The sequence below is a fragment of the Psychrobacter sp. M4 genome (assembly GCF_055699795.1).
The window spans coordinates 3,147,609-3,173,480 of record NZ_CM146740.1; the positions used below are offsets into that span (position 1 = coordinate 3,147,609).

Genomic DNA, 25,872 nt, shown 5'->3' on the forward strand with positions numbered 1-25,872 from the left:
AAACCATTTAACGGTATCATACGGTTAGATGGTTTTTTATTGTTTATTTTATTGAGTTATAGGGCGCGACCCGCTCATTATTTATCAGCTTTTTAATAACAGGTAGCTCGTTATGACCTTTGTCGTTACAGAGAACTGCATCCTTTGCAAATACACGGACTGTGTGGAGGTCTGCCCTGTGGACTGCTTTTATGAAGGGCCAAACTTCTTAGCTATTGATCCTGATGAGTGTATCGACTGCGCCTTATGCGTGCCTGAATGTCCTGTCGATGCGATATATGCAGATGACGAGGTTCCACAAGATCAACAAATATTTATGCAACTTAACGCAGAGCTGGCAAAAAAATGGCCGAATATTACACAGATGAAAGAGCCGTTGCCAGACGCTGAGAAGTGGGATGGGGTTGAGGGTAAGATTCAGTATTTAGAGAAGTAGTGATCTGTCCATGATTGAATACTGGACATAATACTGCTACAAATACCGCTTTGTGAATAAGACTGTGACTATTGTCATGGTCTTTTTTTTGTTCATTACACCTAACAATCAGTACGGTTAATACATCGTAGCGCACCTCTTACACACGGCTATCCCTTACATTACGGCGAGCTATATCTTTCCTTGCCTAGCTCTTTTGCCTTAGCTGTTTTATCTAAAGCTGTCTTATCTAATTGTTGTTGAATGCCATACTAATACCTAATATTAATATACTTTTGTTCTTTTCTGCTATAAATTATAAGATACTTTTTAACGTAAATTAGCATCTTAAATCGTTTGTTAAACATTCAATATGCTTTTTGGAAAACACTTTTTTCGGAAAATACCATGGCAGCTTATATCACAGTGGGCGCAAAAACCACTCACGGCGGTGAAGTCATTACCGGATCACCCTATACGACACACAATGGCGTGCAAGTCTCGCGTAAAGGCGATAAAGTCCTCTGCAAAAAATGTAAAAAAGTCACGACCATTCTTACCGGTGACCCTTCATTTATTGTGGACGGCGCACCGATTGCTCGCGAAGGTGACATTACCAGCTGCGGCGCCAAGCTCATAGCTATTCAGCAGTCGTTTGCCGAGTCAGACTTTGAGGTATTTGGGGTTGAGCAGCCTGAGCCTAGAATGGAACAACCTGAGCCTTTGGTATTTCCTAAGTCTGATCCTGAGGCTTTGTTTGCTAGCTTGACAGCAGGTCCCGGAAACCAAATAGAGCAGTATCAACCACAACCTATAAGACGTGATATGACATCAGGTGAATTAAGAATCGCTGAAAGCGTATTTGGAGATGCTATCAATTTTGGAGGAAAAGGAAAAGGAGAAGGAAATGGTATAGGTATTTATAATGGGAAATGGAAGCCTGTTCAACCAGACAATAGAGCTATGGCACCGAATGGCAACATATATTTCCCTGGTACTGCTTATAAGGAAGATTTTTCAAGTGCTTCCGATGAAAACAGACGCACTTTTATACATGAAATGACCCATGTTTGGCAACATCAACATGGCAAAGCTGTAAAAACTCGCGGACTTACCTTAGGAGTATTAGCTGCTGTAGGAGATCCTTATATCTACAAACTCTATATCTCGGGAGCCATAACTAATCGTAGAGACTTAAGTGATTACGGGTTAGAGCAACAGGCTGCTATCATTGGAGATTATTATGCCATACGTGAAAAACTTAATGTTCCAATTTATGCTACTAATAGCAGTAGACCTAGTTTACAAGACTACGAAAATGTCATAGGTGATAATTTTAAAAAGCCTAGTCCAAAAGTATGGTAGAAGTCATTCTTACTGTACTGACTACTTTACCGATGTTGTTAAAAGGATTCTGAATGTTTATAGGTGATCTGTCGAAGCCATTTGTATCTTGTCTTGTATTACCTATCTGTTCGTTACTGATAGTAGGTATTTCTGGCTGTTTTAAAACTCCTCATCCTTCTTCTGCAATAGAAGGTGATATTGAAATATCAACCAATGATAAGGGTGGTTTGTGTTTTGAACCTTTATTTGCAACAACAGTATTACATGATCAGCCTATACAAATAAAGTATATAAAAATGAGCAGCTTAGAAATATATAATTACGATGTTCCTGACGATCAAAGTCGTACAATGCTGACTATAGCTCCTATAGATGAAAAATATTATATTATAGAAAAAGGACAAAAGATCTGTTTGGACACCGATAATCCAAACTTAAAACAAAGAATTTTTAGACCTTTTAAAACACAATCTGTAGTAGTTGGAATTGGAGGAATAGACGATAAAGAAGAAGAAAACGTATATTTTCATCGTGAATTTGACTATCCTTATACGCCTAAGTGACAAAAGCTTTTAAATGCGGCTACTTAAACCAAAAAATGAAAACGAATATTTAAGTAACCGTAGGGTACGTTCCACGCACCATTAAAACTTTCTGCAACTTCTAGGTGCGTGGAACGCATCCTACCCCTCTTACCACCCTATAATTTGCATCCATCATCTTACAACCTCTCAATCGCCCGATAATAATATCTATCCAGTCGAGGTATATCGTCGGTATGCACCTGCTGGCTAGGATTTAGATAATCCATTTGCGCAAGCTTCTGACTGCCGGGGCAGGCAAAATTGCACAGCATGATATTTTGCAGGTTCGCGGTATCGTTTTTGGTGAGCACGTAGGCGGAGTCGCCAAATACTTCCAACCAGTTTTTAAATAAGGTTTGAGTATAGCCGTGTTCTTTGTGCGGCATACCAATCAGATTCGCCATGATGTATTTGCTGGTATCTTGAAAGCGCTCAAGGGCTTCAAGGGTATATAGGTTACCCGCCACGTACTGACCTTGAAAGGCGTCGATAAGCATAAAATCATAATTAGCGTCACGATTACGGTTCAGATAACCTCTAGCATCGTCGCCGACAAAGTCAATGTTGCTCGCGATCGGCGCTTGCAAAAAGTGCGCTTCGATAATGTCCGGTAAGTCTTTATCAATATCGATGACGGTGACGTCCATATCAGGGTTATGATGCGCCACTTCGCTGGGGATACCCATACCCGCGCCGCCTAAAAACACTAAATTCTCAGAGTTGGTTTGTTCTATACCCTTGATGGTGATCTCGCCGTACCAATGACAGTTCTTTTGCGATTGGTAAATCCAGCAGCTGCTGGTGGCTTTGCCGGGTTTGTCAGTAATGGTCGCCGCCATTTGCCCATCATAGTTGATGTAGTTGATAAACCAAGCGCCCGTCGCGGTCTGAAAGCCAGTATCGACTCTATTCATCATGATAAAGGCCACGGTCATCACTAGCGCTGACATCGACAGCATATAGTTGGTCAAATGATTCGACTGACCGATTGGCTCCTCGCTATGCATTTGAGTGGCAAGTTTGGTACATAACCAAGCGCTTATCGCCAGCGATACGATAAATAACGCTAAGCTACTCATCAAGCCAATATAAGGCAATAGCAAAATCGGTGTCACCGTGGAGCCGAGCACACTACCCACAGTGGTGATCGCTACCATCATCCCTGCGTTTTTACCGGCATCGACGCCTTCCAGGTTCTCATACTTTAACGATAAAAACTGGGTAATCAGCGGAATAGAGGTCGAACCAAACGCTAGCCCTACTCCAAATAGCAGCCCGACACCGATAGCGGCGATAATCGGGCTGTCGGTACTTGCGGTCATGACGGCTAGTAGGGGCAATTGTACAATACAGGCGATAGCGTGAGAAATAGCAGACAGTGATAAGACATAGCCTGCCTGCAATAATGCTTGCCTCGGGGTACGCGCGGCTTGTGACAAACGCCCGCCGTACCAGTAGCCGAGCGCGATAGCGATCAATACCATCGCGAGGATGACGCCGGTGATAGAGATGGAGGAGCCGATATAAGTCGCTGATATGCGAATAGCATAAATCTCGATACCGAGACCAGCAAAGCCCTCAAGCAGCGCGATGACCAAACAGATTCCCAAGACCTTTTTTTGCATAAGCGGACTCATTATAGTGGTGAGCGATTATGCAGAGTTTACACTATTCTTGGTAGGGTGGGATGAACGAAAAAAGCCGAACATAACGTTTGGCTTTTTGAGATATTGAGTAGGATTTTTTGTAGGCTGGGTTTTTAACCCAGCATTGTAAACTTGCAGAATAAAAAAGCTGGGTTAAAAACCCAGCCTACGCCAACTACAAGCTAGCATCATGAGCACAAGAGTTAGGTAGATAAGTATAAGCAATATTACTACGACAATCCCATGAACCACTGCTAGTACGGAGCCACTCTATCTTTTTGCCAGCCAGATTTGGTATAACTTGGTTGGAGACGACAGCGGTAATGCTAGCGGTCGCGGTCAGCGGATTACTTAATTGAGCCACACCCATATTATTGGCTAAGGTTACGCCTACTTGCGAGCTGCCTAATATAAGGTTAGATGCAGAAGCTCTAGGATCACATTCGTCGGTATCAAGTCCAATCTCAGTAACTCCCGTTTGTAGACAGCTCTCTACGGATAGTCTTAATTCGCCTAACTCACCTATTAATCTAGTGGTTTGTGCTTTACCCACGTAGATTTGATACTGCGGAATAGCAATGGCTGCGAGCACGCCAATAATAGCGACGACTATAGCGACTTCAATAAGGGTAAAACCGGACTGTGTACGATAAGTATGCATCGTTTATAATGTTCTAAAAATGGTAACTTCATTAAGCATGATTTATGCCATAACCATTTTTAGACGCCATAATAACTCTACTGAGCAGCTGCAAGATGCTGATATATCATCATTTTGACTTTATTATTACCTTGAGCGCCATTACTCGGTGTGCCATTACTAAGTAGTGCTACTACTCCGCCTCGGTCGTCTACGGCAGCTAATGAAGATAATCCTAATAAACTACCGTCTCGAAAGTATACGGTAGTCGCTTGGTCGTCAGGTTGATAAGGAATCATCGCATAACCGTAGCACTCTTGAATCTGAGCTTTATCGCAGGCGACTTTACTATCTACTGATAATATATTTGGCGCAGGTTTGGCTGCCATCGCTTTAACTTGCTTTGCAAGGTCAATGGCGTTACCGGATAAGCCTGCCGCTGAGGCTAAACCATCATAATTAAACGCGGTATAAATATTAGCGTGTCCGGTCAAACCTGTCTCAACATAGTTGTAAGACACTTCATCCGGTAGCGCTGCATCTGAAACAAACTGTAAAGTGCTATTTGCAAAATTATATTGCTGAGCTATGACATTTTTATAAGATCTATCGTCGTTTAAGCGACTAATGACTTCACCAAGTAGACAGTAGCCCAGGTTAGAATAGCTGGTCTTGCTATCAGGAATGAATCCTAATTTAATATCATTGAGACCTTGTAGATTATCAGGGCAAATTGGTTTGCCAATGCCAAACATATCCTGACCGAACATGCTATAACGATCAAAACCGGCACGATGCAATAAAAGCTCACGTATTGTAATCTCGTTTACGTTTGGATCTTTTGGTTTATCAATTTCAGTAATAATATCAGATAGCTTAGTATCTAATGATAACTTGCCCTCTTTAATCAGTAACAAAATAGTGTCAGCTGTCCACAGTTTGGTCACACTGGCATAACGAAAACGTGTCTGCTGCGTTGTAGGATCAGATAAAAGCGGATACTGCCCGACATAACCGTTCTCACAATGGTGCAAGTTGTCCTGCTGATCGATATAAGCAATTTGATTGGCTGGCGCATTATTATGACGAGTTTGATGATTTAAGATATCTGCTAGCCACGTGGGACTATCGTCACTACAATTTGTTTTCTGAACTGATAATTCAGCGCGTACTAGATAGGTTTTTAACCATAATTTATTACGAGCAAGAGAATTAACGTAGTAATAGACAAACACTAGCGCAATTAATAATAGACCAACAATGATCAGAAAGTCATTTCTCTTTATATTTTTCAACATAATTGCTCAATATATTATATTTTGAAGTAAAAAAAAGAGACTTTCAAAGTCTCTTTTCATTAAAAATATGTAAATATTTATTTAACTTTATGATGTTTATTCTGTAGCACCAGTGCAGCTTGTTGGCGTATATTTGTTACTAACAGTACTAGCACAAGTCCATGCGCCGCCAGTTGCGGATGTTGCACGACTCCAGGTAACAGTTTTAGTTGATAACGTACCAGCTGCTGAAGCTCCAAACTTAGCAACGATAGAACTTTCACCAGTTGCTCGATTCATAGTTACTACAGGCTGAGAAGCCTCAACAGAACCTACTGTAACTGTAGTCTCTGCACCTAAGAGGCTAGATTTTGGCACACTAAAATTACACTCGTTACCATCAGTTAGACATAGATCAACTAAGGTACGTAATGAACCTGTTTCTCCAACGACACGCGTTACTTGTGACTTAGTCACATAGTTCTGATACTGAGGAATAGCAACCGCCGCCAAGATACCGATAATAGCAACAACGATCATTAGTTCGATTAGGGTAAAACCTTTTTGAGCGTTCATAAGAACTCCTTTGGATAATATAATGACAGCTTGCCATGTCTTAGTTAGGCGTAGAGACCTGTCGTCAGTGATATAGATATACGCTAAGATTAGCGCCCTATTGTCTTAATAGCTTTCTTATAATAACTGTTGCAGGTAGTGTGCCAACTTTTTAGAGGAGTGTATTATTTGCTTTATCAGTAAGGCCTACAGCTAGTTTTTGAGTCTAATGACTCAATATTGTCAGTCGAGTGTCCAAGGATAAAATATTCATTTAACAGCTATTTATTAAAAATAGATTAAAATTTATTCGATATAAGTATGGAAGTTTATTTTTAGAAGATGAGTGGTATTTTTTATTACAGTATGAAAATATTTGGTAGATAAACGGCCAATCGGTGCTTTTTATGAGGAATGACCATTTTTGTCAGAAGGATATTATTGCTAGATGCTTGCTTTGAATTGTCACCCTCATAGAAAATTTGTTAAGAAAAATGACAGTTATTGTCAACGTTGACTAAAAAGTAAGCTATAAAGCGATAGAAAGTAGCTATTAAATTTGGCGGCTGGTTTTATTGCCATTCATTACTAATACCACATTTTTTATCGCTGCCACTACCCCGACATTTCACATTTTGATAGTTCAAGGTCAGTGGGCCATCGTTTGCCATCTGATTCCCTGCAACAGGGGTAGCTGTAATTGTCCATTTCTCAGTAAGGGGACTGGGCGTAAAGCCTACAGTATATAGCGCAGTACCTTGTTTGGGATAACTGCCGCCCAGATTTGTCGTCAGCTCATTACTATATCTACCTTGTGCCAGCTTACGACTCTCAATCTCGGAGGCGATATTTTGCATCTCATTCATCATATCTACGCGCTTGGTCTTGACGACGTAACCTTGATAACTAGGAAAAGCAATAGCTGCGAGTATGCCGAGGATAGCAACGACAATCATTAACTCAATCAGGGTAAAACCTCTTTGCTTCTCTATACCCTTTATACCTTTTATGCTTTGCATTACCAACTCTCCGAATAGCCGCCGCAGTCACTAGAGGCTAGGGTTACACTACTATCATTATTTTTAGTTTTACACTGTAGACCGTTGCTAGCTAATACTATTTTGTCAGCGGACGCGTAGCTGCTACTAGGACTAGGCTCCGCCATCATTTTCCAAGAGCGGCCAACGGCATTGCTCACGTTGCCACCCGTTTCGGTCGCAACCAGGCTTTTGGTGGTATCAGTGCCATCGACCAGACTAATTTTGTATTTATAGTTGGTAGCATTGCTGTTCTTGGGCAGATAGATAGTCTTATTATCGGATTCATCAAAACCGTAGGTCGCCTCGCCAGCAGCATTGATACTCTTTTTGGGGACAAAGCCCTTGTAAGTTAATGCCGAGGCTCGCCAGCGATTAAGCTCTATCTCCAAGCGCTTCATCTGCGACTGTACTTCTAGCTCGGCATTGTATACGACATATTGACGATAAGAGGGTACAGCAATCGCAGCTAATATCCCAATGATCATCACTACAATCATCAGCTCAATCAGCGTAAAGCCTTGATTGCGAGCGGACTGAGTACCGCTATAGGTCCGTAGGATATAGTTATGATTCATAATCTTTTTATCCTAGTCAGAGGACTTGCGATACCAGCGCTGGGTGTCAAGCACATAGCCGCTGGTATTACTAAATATACCTGCTGACCCCATACCATCCTTATCGGAGGGCTTGCCGCTACCGTTGAAACTGTGAGATAAAATATCGGGTATGGTGTCTGAAAAGTTTCTCCCATCGTAGCCGCTACGGTTTTTATCGACCGTCTGCTCGGAGAACGTTTGATTGCCTACAAGTACTTGCACATTGGTAAAGTCTTTACTAAAAGCGCCTAGTGCCAGCTCTTGTATGCCCTTACCTGCACGTACAAACCCGCCGGTACCGTTTTTGGAAGTTTCTGCCTCACAAACGCCCCATGGCAGGCAGTACAATTGACGCTCTGAGCCGCCAACCACTTGCGCCGAGCAAGTATTGACGGTCGTGTCATACTGCATCTCAGGGCTATAAGCGGTCATATAATAGATACCGCCCATAGCTAGGCCATCACCCATGCTCTTGACATGCTTGATGTTTGAGTAGCCATCAAAATAAGTCAGCGGATAGCTCCAGCCCTGAAAGACGCCGTTTTTTAGAGCAGTGATTACGCCAGCCTTGGTTTTGGCGACGGCTGGAGCACCTGTAGGCGTCGTTACCTTATCAAAAGGCAGGGAAGCTAGAGCGTCTAGCGTCAGCTCGCTCACGGTTAGGGTAGTTGGGTCGCCATATAGGTTTTGTTGAACGATGTCTCTATCTATGATACCAAAGACTCTATTGGCTTCGGTTAAACTATTACGGTGACGTGATAGTGGACTGCTACGATCGCCTGAGGCTATGTTTACGACAGCAACACGCGGAGTGTTAGCACCATCAGGTTGAAAAAAGCTTACTGAGGGCTGAGTATAAAACCGATATTGCAGGCCTTTATTAGCCAAAGCCTTAGAGGTCGCGTCACTGGTACCATCACCGCTGGTATTTAATACTCTAGCGACGCGGCGCACAAAGGTATTGAGACCGGTGCTTGAGCCTAAGCTCTGACCGTTTTGTAGATCGACACGGTATAATTGCCCGCCTAAATCACCAAAGTATAAGTGATCGATGAGTCCATCATTGTCACGATCTAGGGTGGTAATTTCACTGACAATGCTATGCTTCATGGAGGATACGCTGACGTTTTTGCCGCCTGCAGTCGCGCCTGATATCGAGGCGATCAGCGTACCTGTATTGGCATCAGCAATATATACCGCATTACCTTTTGCCTGAGCAACACTACTACAGCCGCTAATATTGTTAGTCGTAGAGCCCAGCTTAAAGGTAGGGTCTTCATAGCATTTGTCATAGCCGCCGCCAAAGATAAGGACGTCCTTGACCGCATTATCACCGGTGCCGATCTTGATCTTACCGACGACAGGCTTTGCCATAATCATACCCATACGGCTATAACCCGTTGTACCGCTGTCAATGGCAAACAGCCTTTTGGGATCAGTAATCGTGCTTACATTTAGTCCATACAGCCCTGTTCCGCCTTTACTCAAGCCGCCATAGACATTCATGCTACTGGCAGCGACAGAACCACTGCCATCGCTAGCGAACGTATATTTGTAACTGCCCGCTGATGTCCATGGCGCATCAACGCCGAACACTGGCGTTTGCATCGTCGCATCGGTATTCACAGCGGTGTCTTTTAGGGCTTTTAGTTGATTTTTTATCAATGTCTTTGGCACAAAAGCAAGGGCTTCTTCACCCGTTTCAGATTTTGCTAAATGTAGAGCGCCCTCCATAGAACCAAACATGACGTAGTCACTACGGTCACTGGGATCGGTTGAGACTTGTCCAGCATCAGCATCTATAATGTCATCACTATTGGCATCTTTTTCAGGTGAGTTAATTTTGCCGCCATAGCTAACTACGGTGGGCTCTGAATGTAGTACACCGCCGAGTACTTTGACCTCGCCGCTGGGAGAAGTGATTAGTTTGGCAAGCTCAGTCTCTTGGTTACTTGCTGCTTTTATCTTGTTGATCAAAGCGGTATCGATGTTGATGTCATAGCCCAAAAAGCTAAGCAGATACAGCTTTTCTGCCGCGCCATAACTGCTATCTAGCTCGTTAAAGCCTACTAACTTACCAGCGGTCACGGCTAATTTTTTGAGACCAGTGTCACTCTCGACGTAGACGGCGCGAGTAGTATTGTTGGCTGCAGTTGGCGACTTGAGACGCGCATAAAAACCACCTGCGGTTATGCGATCATTGACGTTGATCGTATTACCATTACTATCAACACTTTGGTAGTTTTTAGTGCTCCAAAGATCACGCGCATTTGGATTTAGATCCGCTGGGAATTTTTTCCCTGTGGTATCAATTCTGCCGTCTTTATCGATATTGACGTATAGGCGCGTATCGGCATTGGTTCCTGTCGCTGACCTGCCATATAAAGTACCTTGATTGACTTCATACTTCTTTAGGTTACCCGGCCATATCATAAGATTAGAGCCCACTTTTGGCTCAAGCATAGGTAGATAGGCAAAGGGCTGTATATTTTGTGCACTTAGTGGATCTTGAGGAATAGTAATGGTGCCGGAGGGTATGCTGGCTAAATCATTATCAAGCTTGGTAATAAAAGATAGCACGCTATTAACGATATCTTTTGAGTCTTTGGCATAATAAAAGCCACCCTCACCAAAACCACCAACGCCCGGATACCCTGCAAAACCTGTCTTAGTATCTTCTGACTCCATACCGAGGTTGCATGAGTTCTGTGCGTCTTTATTGGTTAAGAGGTCACAGCGGTAGTACTTTTTCTCATAAGGCGTGCCATCGGACAGAGCAGCTTGTATAGACTGATAGTTACTAGAATTATTAAAAGCATTAAAGCTACTACCAAAACCTACCATAGCGGTTTTGATGCCTTTGTCATTTAAAGCCTGAGCATAGTCGCCAGTACAGTCCCACCTGGCGTCATCTCCGCCAGCCGCGCCTGTGTTACTCAATGAGCCATTACACTTAAAGCTACTATTATCTAAAGTCTGACCCATTATGTACTGGGTGTAGGAGCCGCCACTGTTAGGCTCACCATCTGTTAGCAGGTATATACCAGTACCGGCACACTGTGAGCTTTCAGGTTTGATATAGTTATTGTTGTTACGTATCACGCCATCATTATTAATATTCAAAAAACCACTATAGTCAGAACCGCCGCCTGCTGTAGAGCTACCCAAAACATAAGCGCCCGCTTCCGCGTAAGCTTTGGCAGTTGGCGTACCGCCATAAGGGTCTAAGTCTGCCACGTAGTCTCTGATATCGTCTTTTTGATCATTATCTAGAGGCTTGGCAGCAACACCGATTTTGCCATATCGTCCACCATGACCATAAGACCCTGCGCCTACGCTGACGTTATCGTCCATTCTGGGGTTACGTAGCAGTTTGAATACCGCAGCTTTTAGCGCACTCATCCTATCTAGCCGCCAGTTGGTTGGTACATCCTTAGCCGTTTTCTCTGCGGCGCTACGAGTATCTTGGCTACTGGTATCGATACAGTAGGTAATAGGATAGCTCTCACCATCGTCTGTACGAGTCTGACTAATAAAGTTTTCTTTAAAATCATTAGGATAAGACCCTCTACTTAAAGCGTTTTGTACCGTTGTTTTGCTATCATTACTGTAGTAACAAGGTCTATTATCTTTACCTGTTAAATTAGGTGTATGATAATCATATTTTTTTTCTACCGTTTCTACAACGATAACTTCTCTATCTTCATATCTAAAACAATAACCAAAAAAGGAGCTGACACAGACACGCTCAGTTCTCACTGTCTCTTTTTTCTCTGAAATAATGTAAGGCTTTTTTTGATAGTCCGCGCTACCGTAGTCCTCCCATAAGCTATCGATACGTTGGCGACCTTGGGTAAAGTTCCCCATACTGCCTGACTTATCGAGCATCAGCATAACCGTCGGCTGAATCTCGCCTACAGGTGGCTGATAGATCGATAGATCACCCAAAGAGTTATAGCTTGCAACCCCTTTGGCATCGTAACTAACCGCAGCTTTAGCCGTTGTGACCATACCAATGGTAGATACTGCCAGCGCAAGTGCAGACACTTTAAATAGTGTCTGAGGAGTACATTGCTGCACTGCTAGTGAGTTAAGATTTTTCATATGGTACTCCTTGGAGTAATAAGTATTAATACCAGACAGCGTAGGGCTATTGAGATTAGTTTTTTGAACCAGCAGCGCTAGCGGCTTTGGGTACACCGGAGGCGGTAACATTTAATATCTTTTGACAAGCATCACTGAATGCGTTGCTAGCACTACCTTTGCCGTAATCTAAGCATTTTTTGGAGGTTAGTATGTTCTCAAGCTTGACGTCCTCAACCAGTGTCGTAGTAGGGACACCGATACGCGCAAGGCACCCGGTCAACGTCTCATCGTAGTATTTAGTAATGTCGTTATCGTCATCGTCTTTAGCGCTATAACCAAAGTCCCCTGCGTTTTGATTGGGCTTTTTTAGACACTCTAAGATGTCACTTTCTTTGGCCTGCGTCAGTCCGGGTAGAAACGAGCTACTAAACAGACGAAAATTGGGTGAGCTGCTGGTGACGTTGCTGGTGGTTATGGTCTGCTCTAACGGTACGTATTCAAAAGGTGCTGCCGCTACCATATCGCTACTGGGCCGCGTGACCGCTACCTGCGTCATTACGTTGTTACGAGCGCTACTAAAGTCTTCAGCTTTACTAACCCTGCAAAACCCGCCTGTACTTGATGAGCCTGTAGTGAGTTTGCTGCCGCCGCTTGGATCAATGACAGTTGCTTCATTCATTCTAAAAAAGTAGTCAGCGCGCGGGCGATAACAAAACACAATTTGATCGCCGCGGTTCTCATCTGCGCCGATATTCATAAAATAGCCGAACATGCCAGCTGAGCTGAGCGCTAGATTTTTTTGAGTGACGGCAGCGGCGTCAGTGGGATCGACATTGATCAGCTGCTCGATACTTTTATTATTATTGTCTGCGGTATTTAGTAGCAAAGCATCTGCTTGCTCGCTGGTGGCAAGTTTTAAGTCGGTCGTACTGCTTCTCACCGCTATAGCGCCTGCAAGCGTAATAAGGACCAAAAATAATAAAACCACAATCAAGGCGACACCTTGCTGATGAGTAGGCATAGAGATATGCTTTTTCATGATATTTCGCCTTATATAGAGGGTTTCGGTCTGGCATTGCGCAGCGCTATTTCATTTTGAAAAGCGAAGCGTAAGTACTTTTTTTCTACGTCTGTGGCATCAGTCTTTAAAGCTATATTATTACCCAAAACGGAGAACTTATTAGATAGCTCTGAGGTTTGAACGACATTATTGGAGCGTACGATGCCGCCCACTTTTACCGATATGACATCTGGTTTGTCCGTCAGATCCATGTACTGTTTGACTGTGTAATAGCGTATGTCATTAGCCTTTTTGGTTCCGAGCAAGATATCGAAATAATCCATGTTTTGAACAACGACGACGCCTTTGTCACCGAAGTCTTTTATTCGGTCCTTGGCAGTCAACACGGAAGCGGGTTTGTCGGTGTCCCCTTGCTCTGAATAGTCATCCATAAATTCGGTAATATATTTGCCAGCATCACAGTACAAAGAGAGCTGATTGGGTTTAGAGGCGTCTTGAGCATTTAAATAGTAACGCTCTATAACGATTTGACCGTCGATCACCTTTTTGACTTTGTTGATGTTAACTGCTCTTGGACCCAAGGCATGCCTACCTTCACAGTCGAACATATCTTGCGGCGCTCTAAACTGAATGGTGAGCTGCCCGCTTGCAGTGTTGGTCGCAGTCTTTGCTGACCACTGGTTACCTGTACCTTTAGTTGTTACATCACCGGTATTGGTGAGCAGGGTGAGAGGCACATCTTCATCACCCGTCAGCTTTATGTCTTTTAGATTGCCAGTTTGGGTTAACACTACCCCTGCCCCAGCACTGGTATCATTTATAGTATCGGCAAGCCCCAAGTTAGCCAGTCGAATGTGTTCTTCTAGCACTGGTATACCAAAGACGTTAGAATCAATAATACTTGAGCCTGCTTCTTGCAAAGTTACTGCTCTGACGTTGGTAATATAGACTTGTATTACCGCGGCTGATATTAGTAGTCCTAAGACTAAGGAGATCATCAATTCCACCAAGGTAAAACCTTGCTGGTTTATAGATAGCGGATTGGTAGGTTTGTTGAAGGAAATATAAGGCAGAGTAGACATTAGTAAGCCTCCATGATAAAACACGAAGCACCAGGTTTGTAAGTACCATTGGCATCTGTACAGGAGTACTTCTCATCGTTCATAGTCGGTTTGGTCTGACTCCACGCAGCGATGATACACTGACGCTCATTCATATCAGCAGTACCGGTACAAACCTCCATATTCAGCGCAATCTCTTTTTCGCAAGCGGAGCTTAGGATGATGCCAACATTGTGAGTGACCATCTCATTTACACTACAGTTGCCTGTGTTGCAATCAGACGCTGCGGCACTATAAGTTTTGACATCTGCGCAATAGGCACTTATGTCATAATCGGTATTTTCTTTTTTACTACTTTTAAAAATGTTGTTTACCTGCGTCCTGTATAGCGGACTGCTATTAGGTAGTATGCGCATACTCTCTGACAAGGTTTTCATAGTAGATATAGAACGCGTACGCATCAGGCTCTCATCAGTCGCTTTTATAGCGCTCATTTGCATAGCGCTAAACCCAAGTACCGCCACGGTAAGCAGCAGCAGCGCCACCATCACCTCAATCAATCCCACACCAGCTTGAGTCACTTGCGTTTTCATTAGCAGCTCCCAACCGTCGTCGTATTGATATTAGCGATACTGTTAAGACTCACTTGCCTTGGGGTTTCGTTGGTAGAAGCACTATCACAGACGGTATAGATCACGCTGGCACCGCCAAACATGACTTTATTGGGCTGAAAAGTTACCTCGGTGACCGTAGTTGGTGTGATTACCTGATTGATGGTGCTTTGAGAGGCGACATTATAGGTCGCTAAGTCCGTGTTACTATCATCTTTCAACTTAATAGTGTTATCAGCATTACTATAAACGACCGTGATGTCTTGCCTGCGAATAATGCTTTCGGCCTTGGCCTCTTTAAGCGCGCTCTCTATGCTAGAGACCGTTGACTTTACGCGCTGATTGGCCAGCTGGTTACTGATATTGGGCGCAGCGATGCTGACGATGATTGCGAGCACAGCAATAGTGACCATCAGCTCAATCAGGGTAAACCCTGCGCTGCTACGGAGATTACGATACGACGAGCTATATAAAGGAACGTTCACATCAGTATCCTATTGACCACATAAAATGACAGCGAGTACGATTACAGTATCTGTAGCCTTACTATGGTTTTGGCATTACTATTAGTACTTACGCTTAGCACTGTTATGCATTGTTATGCAATATTCGTTCCACTTGTATTAGAAGCGTAAGTGTTCATATGTCAGGGTATAGAGCGTTGGAACACAGAGTATGATATGAGGTTATATAAGATTAGCGGCTAGCGCTGCCATGCGCGAGGGCATAAGCGGATAGATAATAGAGATTGGAGGTATATTCTGTAGAGCGGGTTTCGTTAGAGAAGTTGGGTGTAGCAGTAGCAGGATCAATCAGTAGACTACGAGCCAAAGCTTGCAGACTAGCGCCAGTGGTAGCGACATCATCGAACAGTAAAATACGTTTGACTGGCGGCGGCTCACTGAGAGTAAAGGCATCATTTAGATTGGTTAAGCGCTCGGCGCGACTCAAACCTTGCTGGCTAATAGTATGATCGATACGTTGTACGCCGCGCCAAACAGGTATACCCCAGTGCCGAGAGAGGTAGGCGGATAATATCGTTACCGGATCAAAGCCGCGCCGACTTAAGCGGCTAGCAGTAGTCGGCATGGGGAGGATCACGCTATTGCGACTGTGACAACCAGCTGGCCTTGGCAGTTGACGCAGAACATGTACCAATAAAGGCAGCTTGGTCATGTCCTCTGAATGCTTAAAAGCGCGAATGGCTTGGCGAAGCGGATAGTCGTAGTAAGTGGCTGCTTGAATAGGTAGCACAGTACTAGTACCTATAATAGTACCAGCAGCGATATCGATGTTAAAAGGCGTAGGTAGCCACGTCACGCTTCGATGACAATGCGTGCATAGCAGCCCTTTATTAAATTTATGATGGAGGCGGCTACGCCATGTGTGGGTAGACGAAGTAGAGGTAGCGACTTGCGCGTCGCTTTGGTAGACATAACAAAGCTGGCAGCGCATATTAATATACTCTGCCAGCCACAGTCCGGTTTGATAAGGCGCTAGACGCTGCATTTATGATTATGCGCTATAGGATGGTTCTAAAACCCTTTCCAGTCGTTGAGGACAATACCAAAACCAATAGCAGTGTTTTCATAATTGTAGTCAATGAGCGACTCGCCATAACCTTGGAACAACTGCACAAAGCCGTTGACGTTCTTGGTCAATGGATAAGTATAATCAATTTGTGCCGCGCCTTTATTGGTGTTGGGATTGTAGCGCAGAGTACTACTGATGCTCTGCTGATTCGGCAGACCATATAATAAAGTCAGATCGCCATAACCCATATAGTCTGTAATATCTGGATTGTCATCGGCATCGTCGTTTTCATTTTTAATTCGAGCCCAAACCCGCGGTATCACAGTCAGTTTGCCCCATTCAGCGCCGCCCATTAAATAAGCTCGGTTCCATGAGCGTGATATAGGATCAGAGCGACCGTTTGAATGGTGTACCGCCCCTACCCCCAACATACGCAAACGTCCACCAAAAGGCAAGTTGGCAGTTACTGGCTGGGTCAAAAAAATCTCCGGCTGATAATCGGTACCCCGAAACGGTCTAGAGTTGTCTTCGTTATAAACCTGCCAATGCGCTTGCTGGGTATAGCCAAACCATAGATCAGCGCTGGTATCGAATAAATCTTCGGCAACCTTAGTTTTTAACGACAGCTGGAACTTTAATTCTGTATTGCGAATATCATTAGAGCTGTACTCTTCTCTTGGGATATCTGGATCACTAGAGGTCGGGCTTAGATTAGGATCAAAGCTATAAAACAGGGGCAGTATATAGTTGGGGTTGTGCGGTCTTGCCGTCCACGTACCACGCTCGCTATTTTGATCAAGATCATAAGCTAAGCTTAGTACAGAATACTTCTCAACATCGCTTTGGGTGACCCCTGCTTGCTCTAAAACCTCTGCTTCTCTTTTGGTAAGACCAATAGTGTCTAAGCGCTGGTTGGATTTGGATGACTTAGCAGCAGGCTCGCTATCTACAGTCGTAGCATCATCTTCTTGTGCAAGAACAAGCTGCGGATCACCTGTAATGGTCTTTTTAAGCGTTTTTGCTAGATCTACCGGCTGTTTGGTCATGGTATAAGTAGGCGTTCTACCTTGCTGGGCAACCTTGTCATAACAAGCCAGGCGCGCAGCACTAGTTTGTACTTCTGTACATTCAAGGAACAGCTCTTCTGGTCTTGCTGCATAATCGTTAGAATAAGTTTGATTTTCGATAGACGCGTTAATAGCTGCATTGTTGCTAGGTATACTAGCAGCATTAGCAGTCAGGTTTGTACTACTATAAGCCATCGCAGCTGAGCTATTATTGTCGGTTTCAACCAACACATCTTCGACTGGCAGCTCATTATAAACTTGCCCATTATTAGCAGCGTGACCTTGTATCGCTACGCCGCTTAACACTATACCAATAGCAAAGCTTAGATGGGTCTGAAACTTTTGGAATCCTAATGATTTGGGTTGGTTACGCTGTACCTGATGCTGAAAGATATTATGAGCAAACATGGAGGTCCTTTCTAATTGGCCTACTTAATATAGTGCCAACAGATTATCTGGATAGTTAAATAAAAGCTGAAAAGATAAATTACGAATAAAAACTATCAGCACCATAGACGACAACTATCGTCTTATTACCGTTGAAGGCTATATATTGTTGCCTTAGTGTAATTAAATAGTGTAATCAAATTATGCAAATTATACTAGCAATATTGAGGGTCGATAAAAGCTACCTTGCTCTACCATCGCAGCCCATTTAACATGACTAATTTCTTAGTAAACTTTGTAAATTTGTTTATTTTATCAAAAATATCTAATAAAATGTTAATTAATCCGTTAAGTAAAAAAACAAACAAGTCAGCAACTGTGTAGTAGGTATTAACATTCTACTGACTCATCTCTGCAATATGAACCTAAGACTTTTAACTGTCCACTACTCATTTAGAGCCGTTAGCGTTTGTTCAAACTCTTGGCGTCCGATCTCGCCTACCTGTTTTTTGACCAATTGATTGTCTTGATAATAAAGCAGCGTCGGTGGTCCAAACAATTTATAACGTGCCAAAATCGCTTTGGAATCTTCGGTCGTATCGGTGATATCTAATCTGACTAATTGCCAATCTTGCATCTGTACAGGCGGGTTATGGAATAAACTTTTATCCATAATGCGGCATTCAACACACCAATCAGCGGTCAAATCAACCAATACTTTAGAGTTGGCCGCAGTAATGGCATCCAGCTCAGCGAGCGTAGTGATGCGTATATCGGAGGCGCTACTGTTGCTGGCTGGACTATTACCTTCTGTTGTATTTGTTGACATTTGAGCGCCAGTTGACAGCATAGGGGCACTTAATGACGCTAGCGGATGCAAGCTGTCATCGTTACCTAAAGCGGCACCAATAATCAATACCGTAGCCCAAATACCGACTACTAAACCAAGCGCTTGGGTCAACATACGAGCTTTACCTATCCAGCTCCAAGCCCAAGTTGCCACCACCATAAACCAAAGCGCCCATACTAGCAGCATGACCGATGAGATAAAGACGCGCTCGATAAGCAGCAAAGCTACAGCGAATAGTAATAAAGCAAAACCTTGCTTGACCCAATTCATCCACGCGCCTGCTCTGGGCATAATCTTGCCTTGGGTGGCCCCAATCAAAATAAGCGGCGCAGATAGTCCGAATCCTAGCATAAATAAGGCAGCAAAACCTAGTAGCGGGCTACCAATCGTAGAGACAGCGAGCAGAGCACCAAATAACGGAGCGGAGACACAAGGCGAGACGACGAGCGCCGATAAGAATCCAGCGAGCAAGCTGCCGCCCGTACTACCAAGCTTACTGTCCCCGGCTTGACTTAGACCTTGCATCTTATTACTGAGCGCATAAGGCAGGCGCACAGTAAAAACTCCTAGCATGTATAGGGCTAGCAGTACAAAAACAACGGCAAAGCTGAGTAAAATAATGGGGTTTTGTAGCCAGCCGATAATGCCTAAGGATTCTCCAAACACTGCGATGAGAGCGCCCAAAAGACCATAAGCTGTGGCCACGCCAATGGCATAGCTGGTGGTTAAGATAACGCCTTTTTTGACTGTAGGGTTTTGTTGGCGGGCGACGATATTGGCGACGATAGGCAGCATCGGGAGCACGCAAGGCGTCAACGCCAGTCCCAAACCTGCTAAAAACAACAATCCAAATGCTAACCATGGATGCGTTGCTAGACCAAAAGGATCGTTTTCCCCCAAACTATCGATGCCCACTGTATTATTATCAATAGCATTGTTAACTACATCGTTAACGGCATCGTTATCAGCGCTATTGCTACTATTAGCAGCACCTACAATATTGGTATCTGCGCCAGAGAGGGTATTGGTCGCACTATCACCGCCATCTAAGGTATCGTAATCTAGAGTGTCATAATCTAAAGCTTCGTCATCTAAAACGCTATTTGGGTCATCATAGTCGACGACATTAGCATCAGCAGCAGTAGCGTCCTCTAGTACTGACTGTTCTGCTGCGACAGACGCTTGATCGTTAGGGCTAACTGCTGTAGCAGATAGTTGGGGCGCGGCAGCTATACTAACGTTGGTTTTAATCTTTTCTGGTGGATAACACAATCCTGCCTTAGCGCAGCCTTGCCAGCCTATAGTAAAGGCGGCATTGTCTATACTTTTATTATTAGCACTACTCAAAGTGGTAGTCGCGATCAGATTGGCTTGATCAAATACGGGCACTTGACCAAAGGTAGGATCATCAATAGAGACAGGCGTCTGATTAAAGGTAAAAGGCGCGGCATTTATCCCATCCGGCAATGTCAACTTGATCTGATCTTTGTAAACGTAATGCTCAGGCGTAATATCAAAATTAATGGCTAGGCGCGTACCTGTGGCAACAGGTGTGGTGCTATAAGTGACCTGAAAAGCCTCGTTTACAGGCAAAAATTTTGGTTGTTCAGCGCTTTTGTTGCTACCAAACAGATCACCCAAGCTAACCGCTTGCGCAGTCGTAGTCGCCGTCAGTCCTGTTAGCAAACAGCTACCCAAAGCTAATGCCAACGCGTAAGATTTAATACAAAACTTATGGTTTGCAGGCGATTTGCAAGGAATTTGCCGCATTTTGCTGAACATAAAAGATTACCTTTTCCCTAACTATTTACGCGGCGTAGCAATATCTACCTTGGTTTTGATCTTTTCTGGCGGATAACACAAGCCTGCTTTGGCGCAGCCTTGCCAGCCGATAACCAATGGTGCATTCTTTGCGCCCTTACCATTGTTAGTGGTCAAGGTTGTGGTGGCCACCATATTTCTTTGCGTAAATACCGGCACCCGGCCAAAGGTTGGATCATCAATAGAAACGGGCTTCTGACTAAAGGTAAACGGCGCGGCGCTCACCCCTTTAGGAAAAGTTAAGGTGAGCTGGTCTTTATAGACGTAATGACCTGGCGTAATATCAAAATTAATCGTTAGGCGTGTGCCGCTAGGCGTAGCTTTGGTGTTACTAACGACTTGAAAGGCTTTGTCGACTGGTAAGAACTTTGATGGCTTACTGCTATCACTATTAAACAAATCGCCCAAACTTGCAGCGTGGCTGGTGGTAGGAGCACTAATCAAAGCGATGCTTAGCGGTACACTAGCTAACACCAATGCTAAGGTACAAGGCTTATTGGCCAATGAACGATTTAGAGCGACTGTTTTTTTGCTAGACACTAATTTTTTACTAGACATGGAAGACTACCTATTTTTACTTTATCTGCTTGTACTAAAGTATTGATGGCGCTTGTTTGCAACATAGGGATCTACAAAATAAGGCACCATAAAAAATATCAACCAATAAACGCTTATCGATTGATATTTTATGGCTTAACTGTCCTTTGCTAAGCTTTATCAAAGCTTATTATATCATAAGGTATTGTATAACTGGTTTACCAAGCAGTTTTTTAGAAGCATTGCTTTTATAATTGCGCATAAATGTCAGCGTCTTGGCCCTCGCCGCCTTGTTGTCCATCAGCGCCTAAAGAGAACAAATCGTATGGACGTCCTTCACTACCTGGAGACACATACTGTAGCTCATTCTCCCAGCCATCAGTAGGATAGCCGCCCTTGATATAGCCGCCCTCAGGGTAATTTTTGGCGTCAGCGGGCGGCGTACTCAGCGCCTCCAAGCCTTGCGCTGTCGTTGGATAGCGCGAGTTGTCGACTTTGTACATATCTAAAGTGTTAGATACGGTGGCAAGTGCGGTCTCGGTCGTTTTTACGCGAGCTTTATCGCTTTGTCCTACAACTTTTGGGACGACCAATCCGGCCAAAATAGCTAAGATGACGATCACGACCATAATCTCAATTAAGGTAAAGCCTGACTGGCTACGCAGTAACTGGCTGTGAGTTCTTTGGCGAAGCGCTGCGCGGCGGCTATTCACTTTGAGTTCATTAACAGCTTCAAAATTAGCATTCATAGGATATTTAATATTTTTCATAAGGTAGTGCTTGGTCACGTTTGTTTGGGCGTTATCAATCATAATTACAGCTTTTATCAATGGAACATATTAGGGCAAGTTAAAATATATCTTAAAACAAGGATCACTATAGACTAGGATTTTGTATTTATCCACTATAGCTCAATCATTTATCGAACAACAGTTTATTTATTTGTTATTTATCATTATCTAACAGTAAGTTAAAATCAGGAAACCTATAATAAGGTTAAGTAAGATATAAGAGATAAAACTAGCCTGCCAAATCATTCATGTTTACGATAGGTAGCATCACCGCCATTACGATGATCATCACGATCACTCCCATCAAGACTAACATCAAAGGTTCTAATAGCGACAGCAAGGTACTAATAAAGTTAGTAGCTTCTGCTTCTTGCATGGTAGCGGCGCGGCTGAGCATATTTTCAAGCTCGCCTGAATTCTCACCACTTTTGATCATCTGTACCATCATCGGCGGAAAATAAGCGGTTTTCTCCAGCTGACTTGATAAGCTGGCACCCTCTGTCACTCTATCTGCCGCCGTGATAATAGTCTGCTGGATATGCAGATTGGTGGTAACTGCTGCGCCAATGTGTAGCGCCTCGATAAGCGGTACCCCTGAGCGCACGAGTATCGCGAGCGTACTGGCAAAACGCGCCGCATTGAGACCTTTTGACAGCCTTGCTAGTATAGGCAAGCGCAGGACGATGCTATCGATAGCAAGTTTACCGGCTTGCGTTTTTGCAAAACGGTAAAACAGTAAAGCGGTACCTGCCAATACCAGCAGTATCAGCCACCACCACTGGGTAATAACGTTGGATAAAGTGAGCACGATTTGGGTGATCAGGGGCAGCGCCTGCTCGGATTGCTCAAACACCTTGACGATTTTGGGTACCACAAAGCTCATCAGCCCCATAATTACTCCAACCGCCATCACCATAAGTACGATTGGATAGACCATTGCCCCTTGAATTTTCTTTTGTAGGGCAAAGCGGTTCTCGGTATAGTCGGCGAGCTGGTTTAAAATCAGATCTAGATGACCAGATTTCTCTCCGGCAGCGATGGTGGCGATATATAAAGGCGGAAAGCTAGAAGCTTGTTGCAGCGCACGCGCCAGACTCAAACCCTCCAAAACATGCGAGCGCACCGCTAGCATTAGAGATTTGATATGGGTTTTGGGTGATTGCTTGGCAACCGCAGCTAAAGTTTCTTCTAGCGGAATACCAGCAGCTAGCAGTACAGATAGCTGACGAGTAAGTAGCGCCAGCTCATAGGCTGAAGGTTTTTTGTAGCGGCTTTTATGCCGGCTTTGCCTGTCATTGACCGCGCTGATCTCTACCGGCGTCCAGTCCTTGTCACGCAGCTGTTGGCGCACTTGCCGCGCCGAGTCGCCCTCAAGCAGTCCTTTTTTGATACCGCCTTGATCATCAAGCGCTTTGTAATGGAAAGCTGGCATAACAGCAAAGATCCTGAGGCGATAAGTTATAAGATAATAAGTGAAACATGTCGAACATTGCTATAGTGAGTTCAGTATAAAAACGATACAGCGGGACTGGAATGAATTTTTTGCAGCCTCTGTCAGCGTAGACACAGCACGCCAGAAAAATTTATACCAGTTCCGCGTTGAAATACAACGTATTTGTTTTACTTAAAATTGACTATAGTCAAAAGTTACTAAGAACATTCATGAGTCAACCATGACATAAAACATTAAAAAAGCGGCGTTGAATCGCTACTATCAGGCATTATGCCTTGTAATAGCAAAATATCTAGATGCTGCTGCTGTAATTTTTTATCAAAGTCATTGACCTCAGCGATAAGCATTTTCTCAATACGCTTGTCGGATGCATAGACACTTAAGCGCGCGCAAATTACTGCAAGCTGATAAATACGCTTTTTACAATAACTGTCCAAGCCCTGCAATAAACGCACCATATAGGGCGTCTCTAAACTGGCATAGTCATAGTCCTCAACAACATGCTCGCCAAGCGCAGTAACACCATAGCTAATAGACAGATGCGCGCAAAAGTAACAGCTGAATAAGTAACCCATCACATGACCAATATAATAAGTCCGATCATAGGTAAAGCTACTGACACCAAAATGTCCCAATACATAACTGTTGAGACTGGCTTGATCACTAATAGGTTTGGCGTGTTTGAGCTTGCCAACGGTTGCCAGACGTAGAGGATTATGACCATCTTGTGCCGTCAGCTGCCAACCTGCAGGCTTCTGCGCAGGCATATGGCGTACGATATCAGCGATAATATCATCGACGATATGCAATTGCTGCCATAAACGCTCAAGCGTATCAGTATCATGCAAGCCGCGATTATCAAGCTGCTGCGACAGCTTGTATTGTTGGTATTCGACAAACTGAGTTTTAAGAGTTTGTACCAAATAAGTGGGGCGCGTTCCTGCTGGCGCTAGATAAAGCAGACGTGTACGCTCATACTGCGCTTTGTAAAGTGCCAAACGCTGCTCGGCCACACTTAGCTCTGAGATATCATCTGCTGGGACGGCTTGAGAAGACAATGTATTAGATGAAGGTAGAACAAACAGAGCTATCAGATCAGCTTTACTTGTACCTAGTGTTTGGGGCGACTGTACGGTCTGGTTATTATCGCTGTCATCATCACTGGTATGATCAAAGTTACTGTTTTTGTTTATAGCCGTAGAGTCAAAGCTGTGCTCAAAAGTCGGTTGGGTCATAAATACCATCATCAATAAAAATAAAGGTTGTAAGAACACCGCTGCACTCGTATAACACGTGTTATAACAACAGGCCAGCTTATGCCATCAACTTGTAGTCTTATAGTACCTGAATTGACGCTTGTTGTCAGCCTTACTAAAGTCAAATACAGTATTGAACAAATGATCAAATGACTTCTATCAGCCAAAAAAAAGCACTAAGATCAATACACTAATCTCAATGCTTTTTTGTTTTTTGGGCCTGTGGCTCTTACTCTTATAAAAGTAATTAAACAGTGCTAAATCATAACACCTTACTGGAACTGCTGACGGTAAGCTTTTGGTGATACGTGATATACACGCTTGAACGCTTGGCTAAAAGTAGAGTCTGAGGCATAACCGACCAGCTCACTAATACGGCTAATACTGTGCTGTTGACGGCGCAGATAACGAGCTGAAAGGCGCAAGCGGTAGTCGATCAAGTAAGTCAGTGGCGGTACCCCAACCACGTCTTTGAAGCGCTGTGCAAAGCTGGATCGCGACATACCTGCGACCTCTGCCAATTTATGAATCGTCCAGTTGCGCTCTGGTGCGTCATGCATTGCTGCTAACGCCTTAGCCAAATATGGATCTTTGAGCGCCATAAGCCAATTGTCAGTTGCTTCAGGTAGACTCTCCACATAAGTACGTAAGCATTCAATCATCATGATGCTAGCCCAATGATTGATCACAGCCGTCTTACCCATGCGTTCGTGCTCAGACTCCAAGGTCAATAGTTTGACTTCTACATCGATAACATCAAAGCGGCCATCCGCCATCCTGCTAAGCTCAGGTAGTATCGTCGGTAATACCGTTAAAAGTGGCTGCATCATATCTCTCTCATAACGACATTCGATCAATATTAAGGATGCATTTTGTGCGTCGTTGCTTTCTTTGTTAAGAACAATGCTAGAGTCTTTGTAATTAACCAATTCAGTATCAAGCGGTACAGCATTACTACCATCATGACCGGTAGCATAACAGACATGCTGATAAGCGTTAGAGATCATAATGGTGTCACCAGTATGTGCCTCTCTTATCTCACTACCCACATTAATACAAAAACTGCCAGATAATACCAAATAAAATAAAATGGTGTCCTGTCTATTTATGGTATAAGACCAATCGCCAAAGCCCTTTATATAGCAATATTTTGTCTCAAATAACTGCACATCTTCTAATAATACGCTGAGTGCGTCCATCAATTTATTCCTTAACAACTTTATAGCCTATAGGCCAGCTTATGCAAAATAACCATCTAATAGATATTAAACAAGATAAATATCTCATCGTGGACTGTA

The 25,872-nt window shown here is 43.7% G+C and carries 22 protein-coding genes; 3 read left to right on the forward strand and 19 right to left on the reverse strand.

Annotation, left to right across the window (positions count from 1 at the left end):
- The first annotated feature begins 112 nt into the window (after positions 1-112).
- The 3 genes from fdxA to ACR63N_RS13135 all read left to right on the forward strand — a co-directional run bounded on the left by fdxA (position 113) and on the right by ACR63N_RS13135 (position 2,325).
- The gene (gene fdxA / locus ACR63N_RS13125; protein WP_472782135.1) at positions 113-436 is read left to right on the forward strand and encodes a ferredoxin FdxA; all 324 of its coding nucleotides are present in this window, start codon (positions 113-115) and stop codon (positions 434-436) included.
- Positions 437-823: 387 nt separating this feature from the next.
- The gene (locus ACR63N_RS13130; RefSeq protein ID WP_472782136.1) at positions 824-1,780 is read left to right on the forward strand and encodes a PAAR domain-containing protein; all 957 of its coding nucleotides are present in this window, start codon (positions 824-826) and stop codon (positions 1,778-1,780) included.
- A gap of 53 nt (positions 1,781-1,833) precedes the next feature.
- A complete protein-coding gene (locus ACR63N_RS13135) occupies positions 1,834-2,325 on the forward strand; it encodes a hypothetical protein (protein ID WP_472782137.1) in 492 nt (163 codons plus the stop codon).
- 158 nt (positions 2,326-2,483) lie between these two features.
- On the opposite strand, the gene ACR63N_RS13140 is transcribed toward ACR63N_RS13135, so the two are convergent.
- The 19 genes from ACR63N_RS13140 to ACR63N_RS13230 all read right to left on the reverse strand — a co-directional run bounded on the left by ACR63N_RS13140 (position 2,484) and on the right by ACR63N_RS13230 (position 25,773).
- Positions 2,484-3,971, reverse strand: coding sequence for a fused MFS/spermidine synthase (locus tag ACR63N_RS13140; protein WP_472782138.1), 1,488 nt, complete (start codon positions 3,969-3,971; stop codon positions 2,484-2,486).
- A 196-nt stretch (positions 3,972-4,167) separates the two neighbouring features.
- On the reverse strand, positions 4,168-4,653 hold the full coding sequence (locus ACR63N_RS13145; RefSeq protein ID WP_472782139.1) for a pilin: 486 nt from the start codon (positions 4,651-4,653) through the stop codon (positions 4,168-4,170).
- Between the two features lie 77 nt (positions 4,654-4,730).
- Positions 4,731-5,930, reverse strand: a complete 1,200-nt coding sequence (locus ACR63N_RS13150) for a serine hydrolase domain-containing protein (protein ID WP_472782140.1) — start codon at positions 5,928-5,930, stop codon at positions 4,731-4,733.
- Positions 5,931-6,026: 96 nt separating this feature from the next.
- A complete protein-coding gene (locus ACR63N_RS13155; RefSeq protein WP_472782141.1) occupies positions 6,027-6,485 on the reverse strand; it encodes a pilin in 459 nt (152 codons plus the stop codon).
- Positions 6,486-7,036: 551 nt separating this feature from the next.
- Positions 7,037-7,483, reverse strand: a complete 447-nt coding sequence (locus ACR63N_RS13160) for a type IV pilin protein (RefSeq protein WP_472782142.1) — start codon at positions 7,481-7,483, stop codon at positions 7,037-7,039.
- Positions 7,483-8,079, reverse strand: a complete 597-nt coding sequence (locus tag ACR63N_RS13165; protein WP_472782143.1) for a type IV pilin protein — start codon at positions 8,077-8,079, stop codon at positions 7,483-7,485. The genes ACR63N_RS13160 and ACR63N_RS13165 overlap by 1 nt, the downstream gene beginning before the upstream one ends.
- Positions 8,080-8,091: 12 nt before the next feature.
- The gene (locus ACR63N_RS13170) at positions 8,092-12,204 is read right to left on the reverse strand and encodes a pilus assembly protein (protein WP_472782144.1); all 4,113 of its coding nucleotides are present in this window, start codon (positions 12,202-12,204) and stop codon (positions 8,092-8,094) included.
- 55 nt (positions 12,205-12,259) lie between these two features.
- Positions 12,260-13,225, reverse strand: coding sequence for a hypothetical protein (locus ACR63N_RS13175; protein ID WP_472782145.1), 966 nt, complete (start codon positions 13,223-13,225; stop codon positions 12,260-12,262).
- A gap of 11 nt (positions 13,226-13,236) precedes the next feature.
- Positions 13,237-14,289, reverse strand: a complete 1,053-nt coding sequence (locus tag ACR63N_RS13180) for a prepilin-type N-terminal cleavage/methylation domain-containing protein (protein ID WP_472782146.1) — start codon at positions 14,287-14,289, stop codon at positions 13,237-13,239.
- Complete coding sequence (gene pilV, locus ACR63N_RS13185) at positions 14,289-14,861, reverse strand: type IV pilus modification protein PilV (RefSeq protein WP_472782147.1); 573 nt, start codon at positions 14,859-14,861, stop codon at positions 14,289-14,291. Before pilV ends, ACR63N_RS13180 begins: the two co-directional genes overlap by 1 nt.
- The gene (locus ACR63N_RS13190) at positions 14,861-15,364 is read right to left on the reverse strand and encodes a pilus assembly FimT family protein (protein ID WP_472782148.1); all 504 of its coding nucleotides are present in this window, start codon (positions 15,362-15,364) and stop codon (positions 14,861-14,863) included. The genes pilV and ACR63N_RS13190 overlap by 1 nt, the downstream gene beginning before the upstream one ends.
- 211 nt (positions 15,365-15,575) lie before the next feature.
- Positions 15,576-16,388, reverse strand: coding sequence for a ComF family protein (locus ACR63N_RS13195; protein WP_472782149.1), 813 nt, complete (start codon positions 16,386-16,388; stop codon positions 15,576-15,578).
- Between the two features lie 26 nt (positions 16,389-16,414).
- Entirely contained in the window at positions 16,415-17,887 is a 1,473-nt protein-coding gene (locus ACR63N_RS13200) for a phospholipase A (RefSeq protein ID WP_367104496.1), read from the reverse strand.
- 424 nt (positions 17,888-18,311) lie between these two features.
- Positions 18,312-20,498, reverse strand: coding sequence for a cytochrome c biogenesis protein CcdA (locus ACR63N_RS13205; protein WP_472782150.1), 2,187 nt, complete (start codon positions 20,496-20,498; stop codon positions 18,312-18,314).
- Positions 20,499-20,519: 21 nt separating this feature from the next.
- Entirely contained in the window at positions 20,520-21,095 is a 576-nt protein-coding gene (locus ACR63N_RS13210) for a protein-disulfide reductase DsbD domain-containing protein (protein ID WP_367111301.1), read from the reverse strand.
- A 227-nt stretch (positions 21,096-21,322) separates the two neighbouring features.
- Positions 21,323-21,703, reverse strand: coding sequence for a type II secretion system major pseudopilin GspG (gspG, locus tag ACR63N_RS13215; protein ID WP_472782751.1), 381 nt, complete (start codon positions 21,701-21,703; stop codon positions 21,323-21,325).
- A 391-nt stretch (positions 21,704-22,094) separates the two neighbouring features.
- Positions 22,095-23,297, reverse strand: a complete 1,203-nt coding sequence (gspF, locus tag ACR63N_RS13220) for a type II secretion system inner membrane protein GspF (RefSeq protein WP_367106495.1) — start codon at positions 23,295-23,297, stop codon at positions 22,095-22,097.
- A 254-nt stretch (positions 23,298-23,551) separates the two neighbouring features.
- Positions 23,552-24,553 (reverse strand): hypothetical protein, encoded by a 1,002-nt coding sequence (locus ACR63N_RS13225; protein WP_367108523.1) that lies wholly within the window; start codon positions 24,551-24,553, stop codon positions 23,552-23,554.
- Between the two features lie 293 nt (positions 24,554-24,846).
- Complete coding sequence (locus tag ACR63N_RS13230) at positions 24,847-25,773, reverse strand: helix-turn-helix domain-containing protein (RefSeq protein ID WP_367108524.1); 927 nt, start codon at positions 25,771-25,773, stop codon at positions 24,847-24,849.
- Between the last annotated feature and the right edge of the window lie 99 nt (positions 25,774-25,872).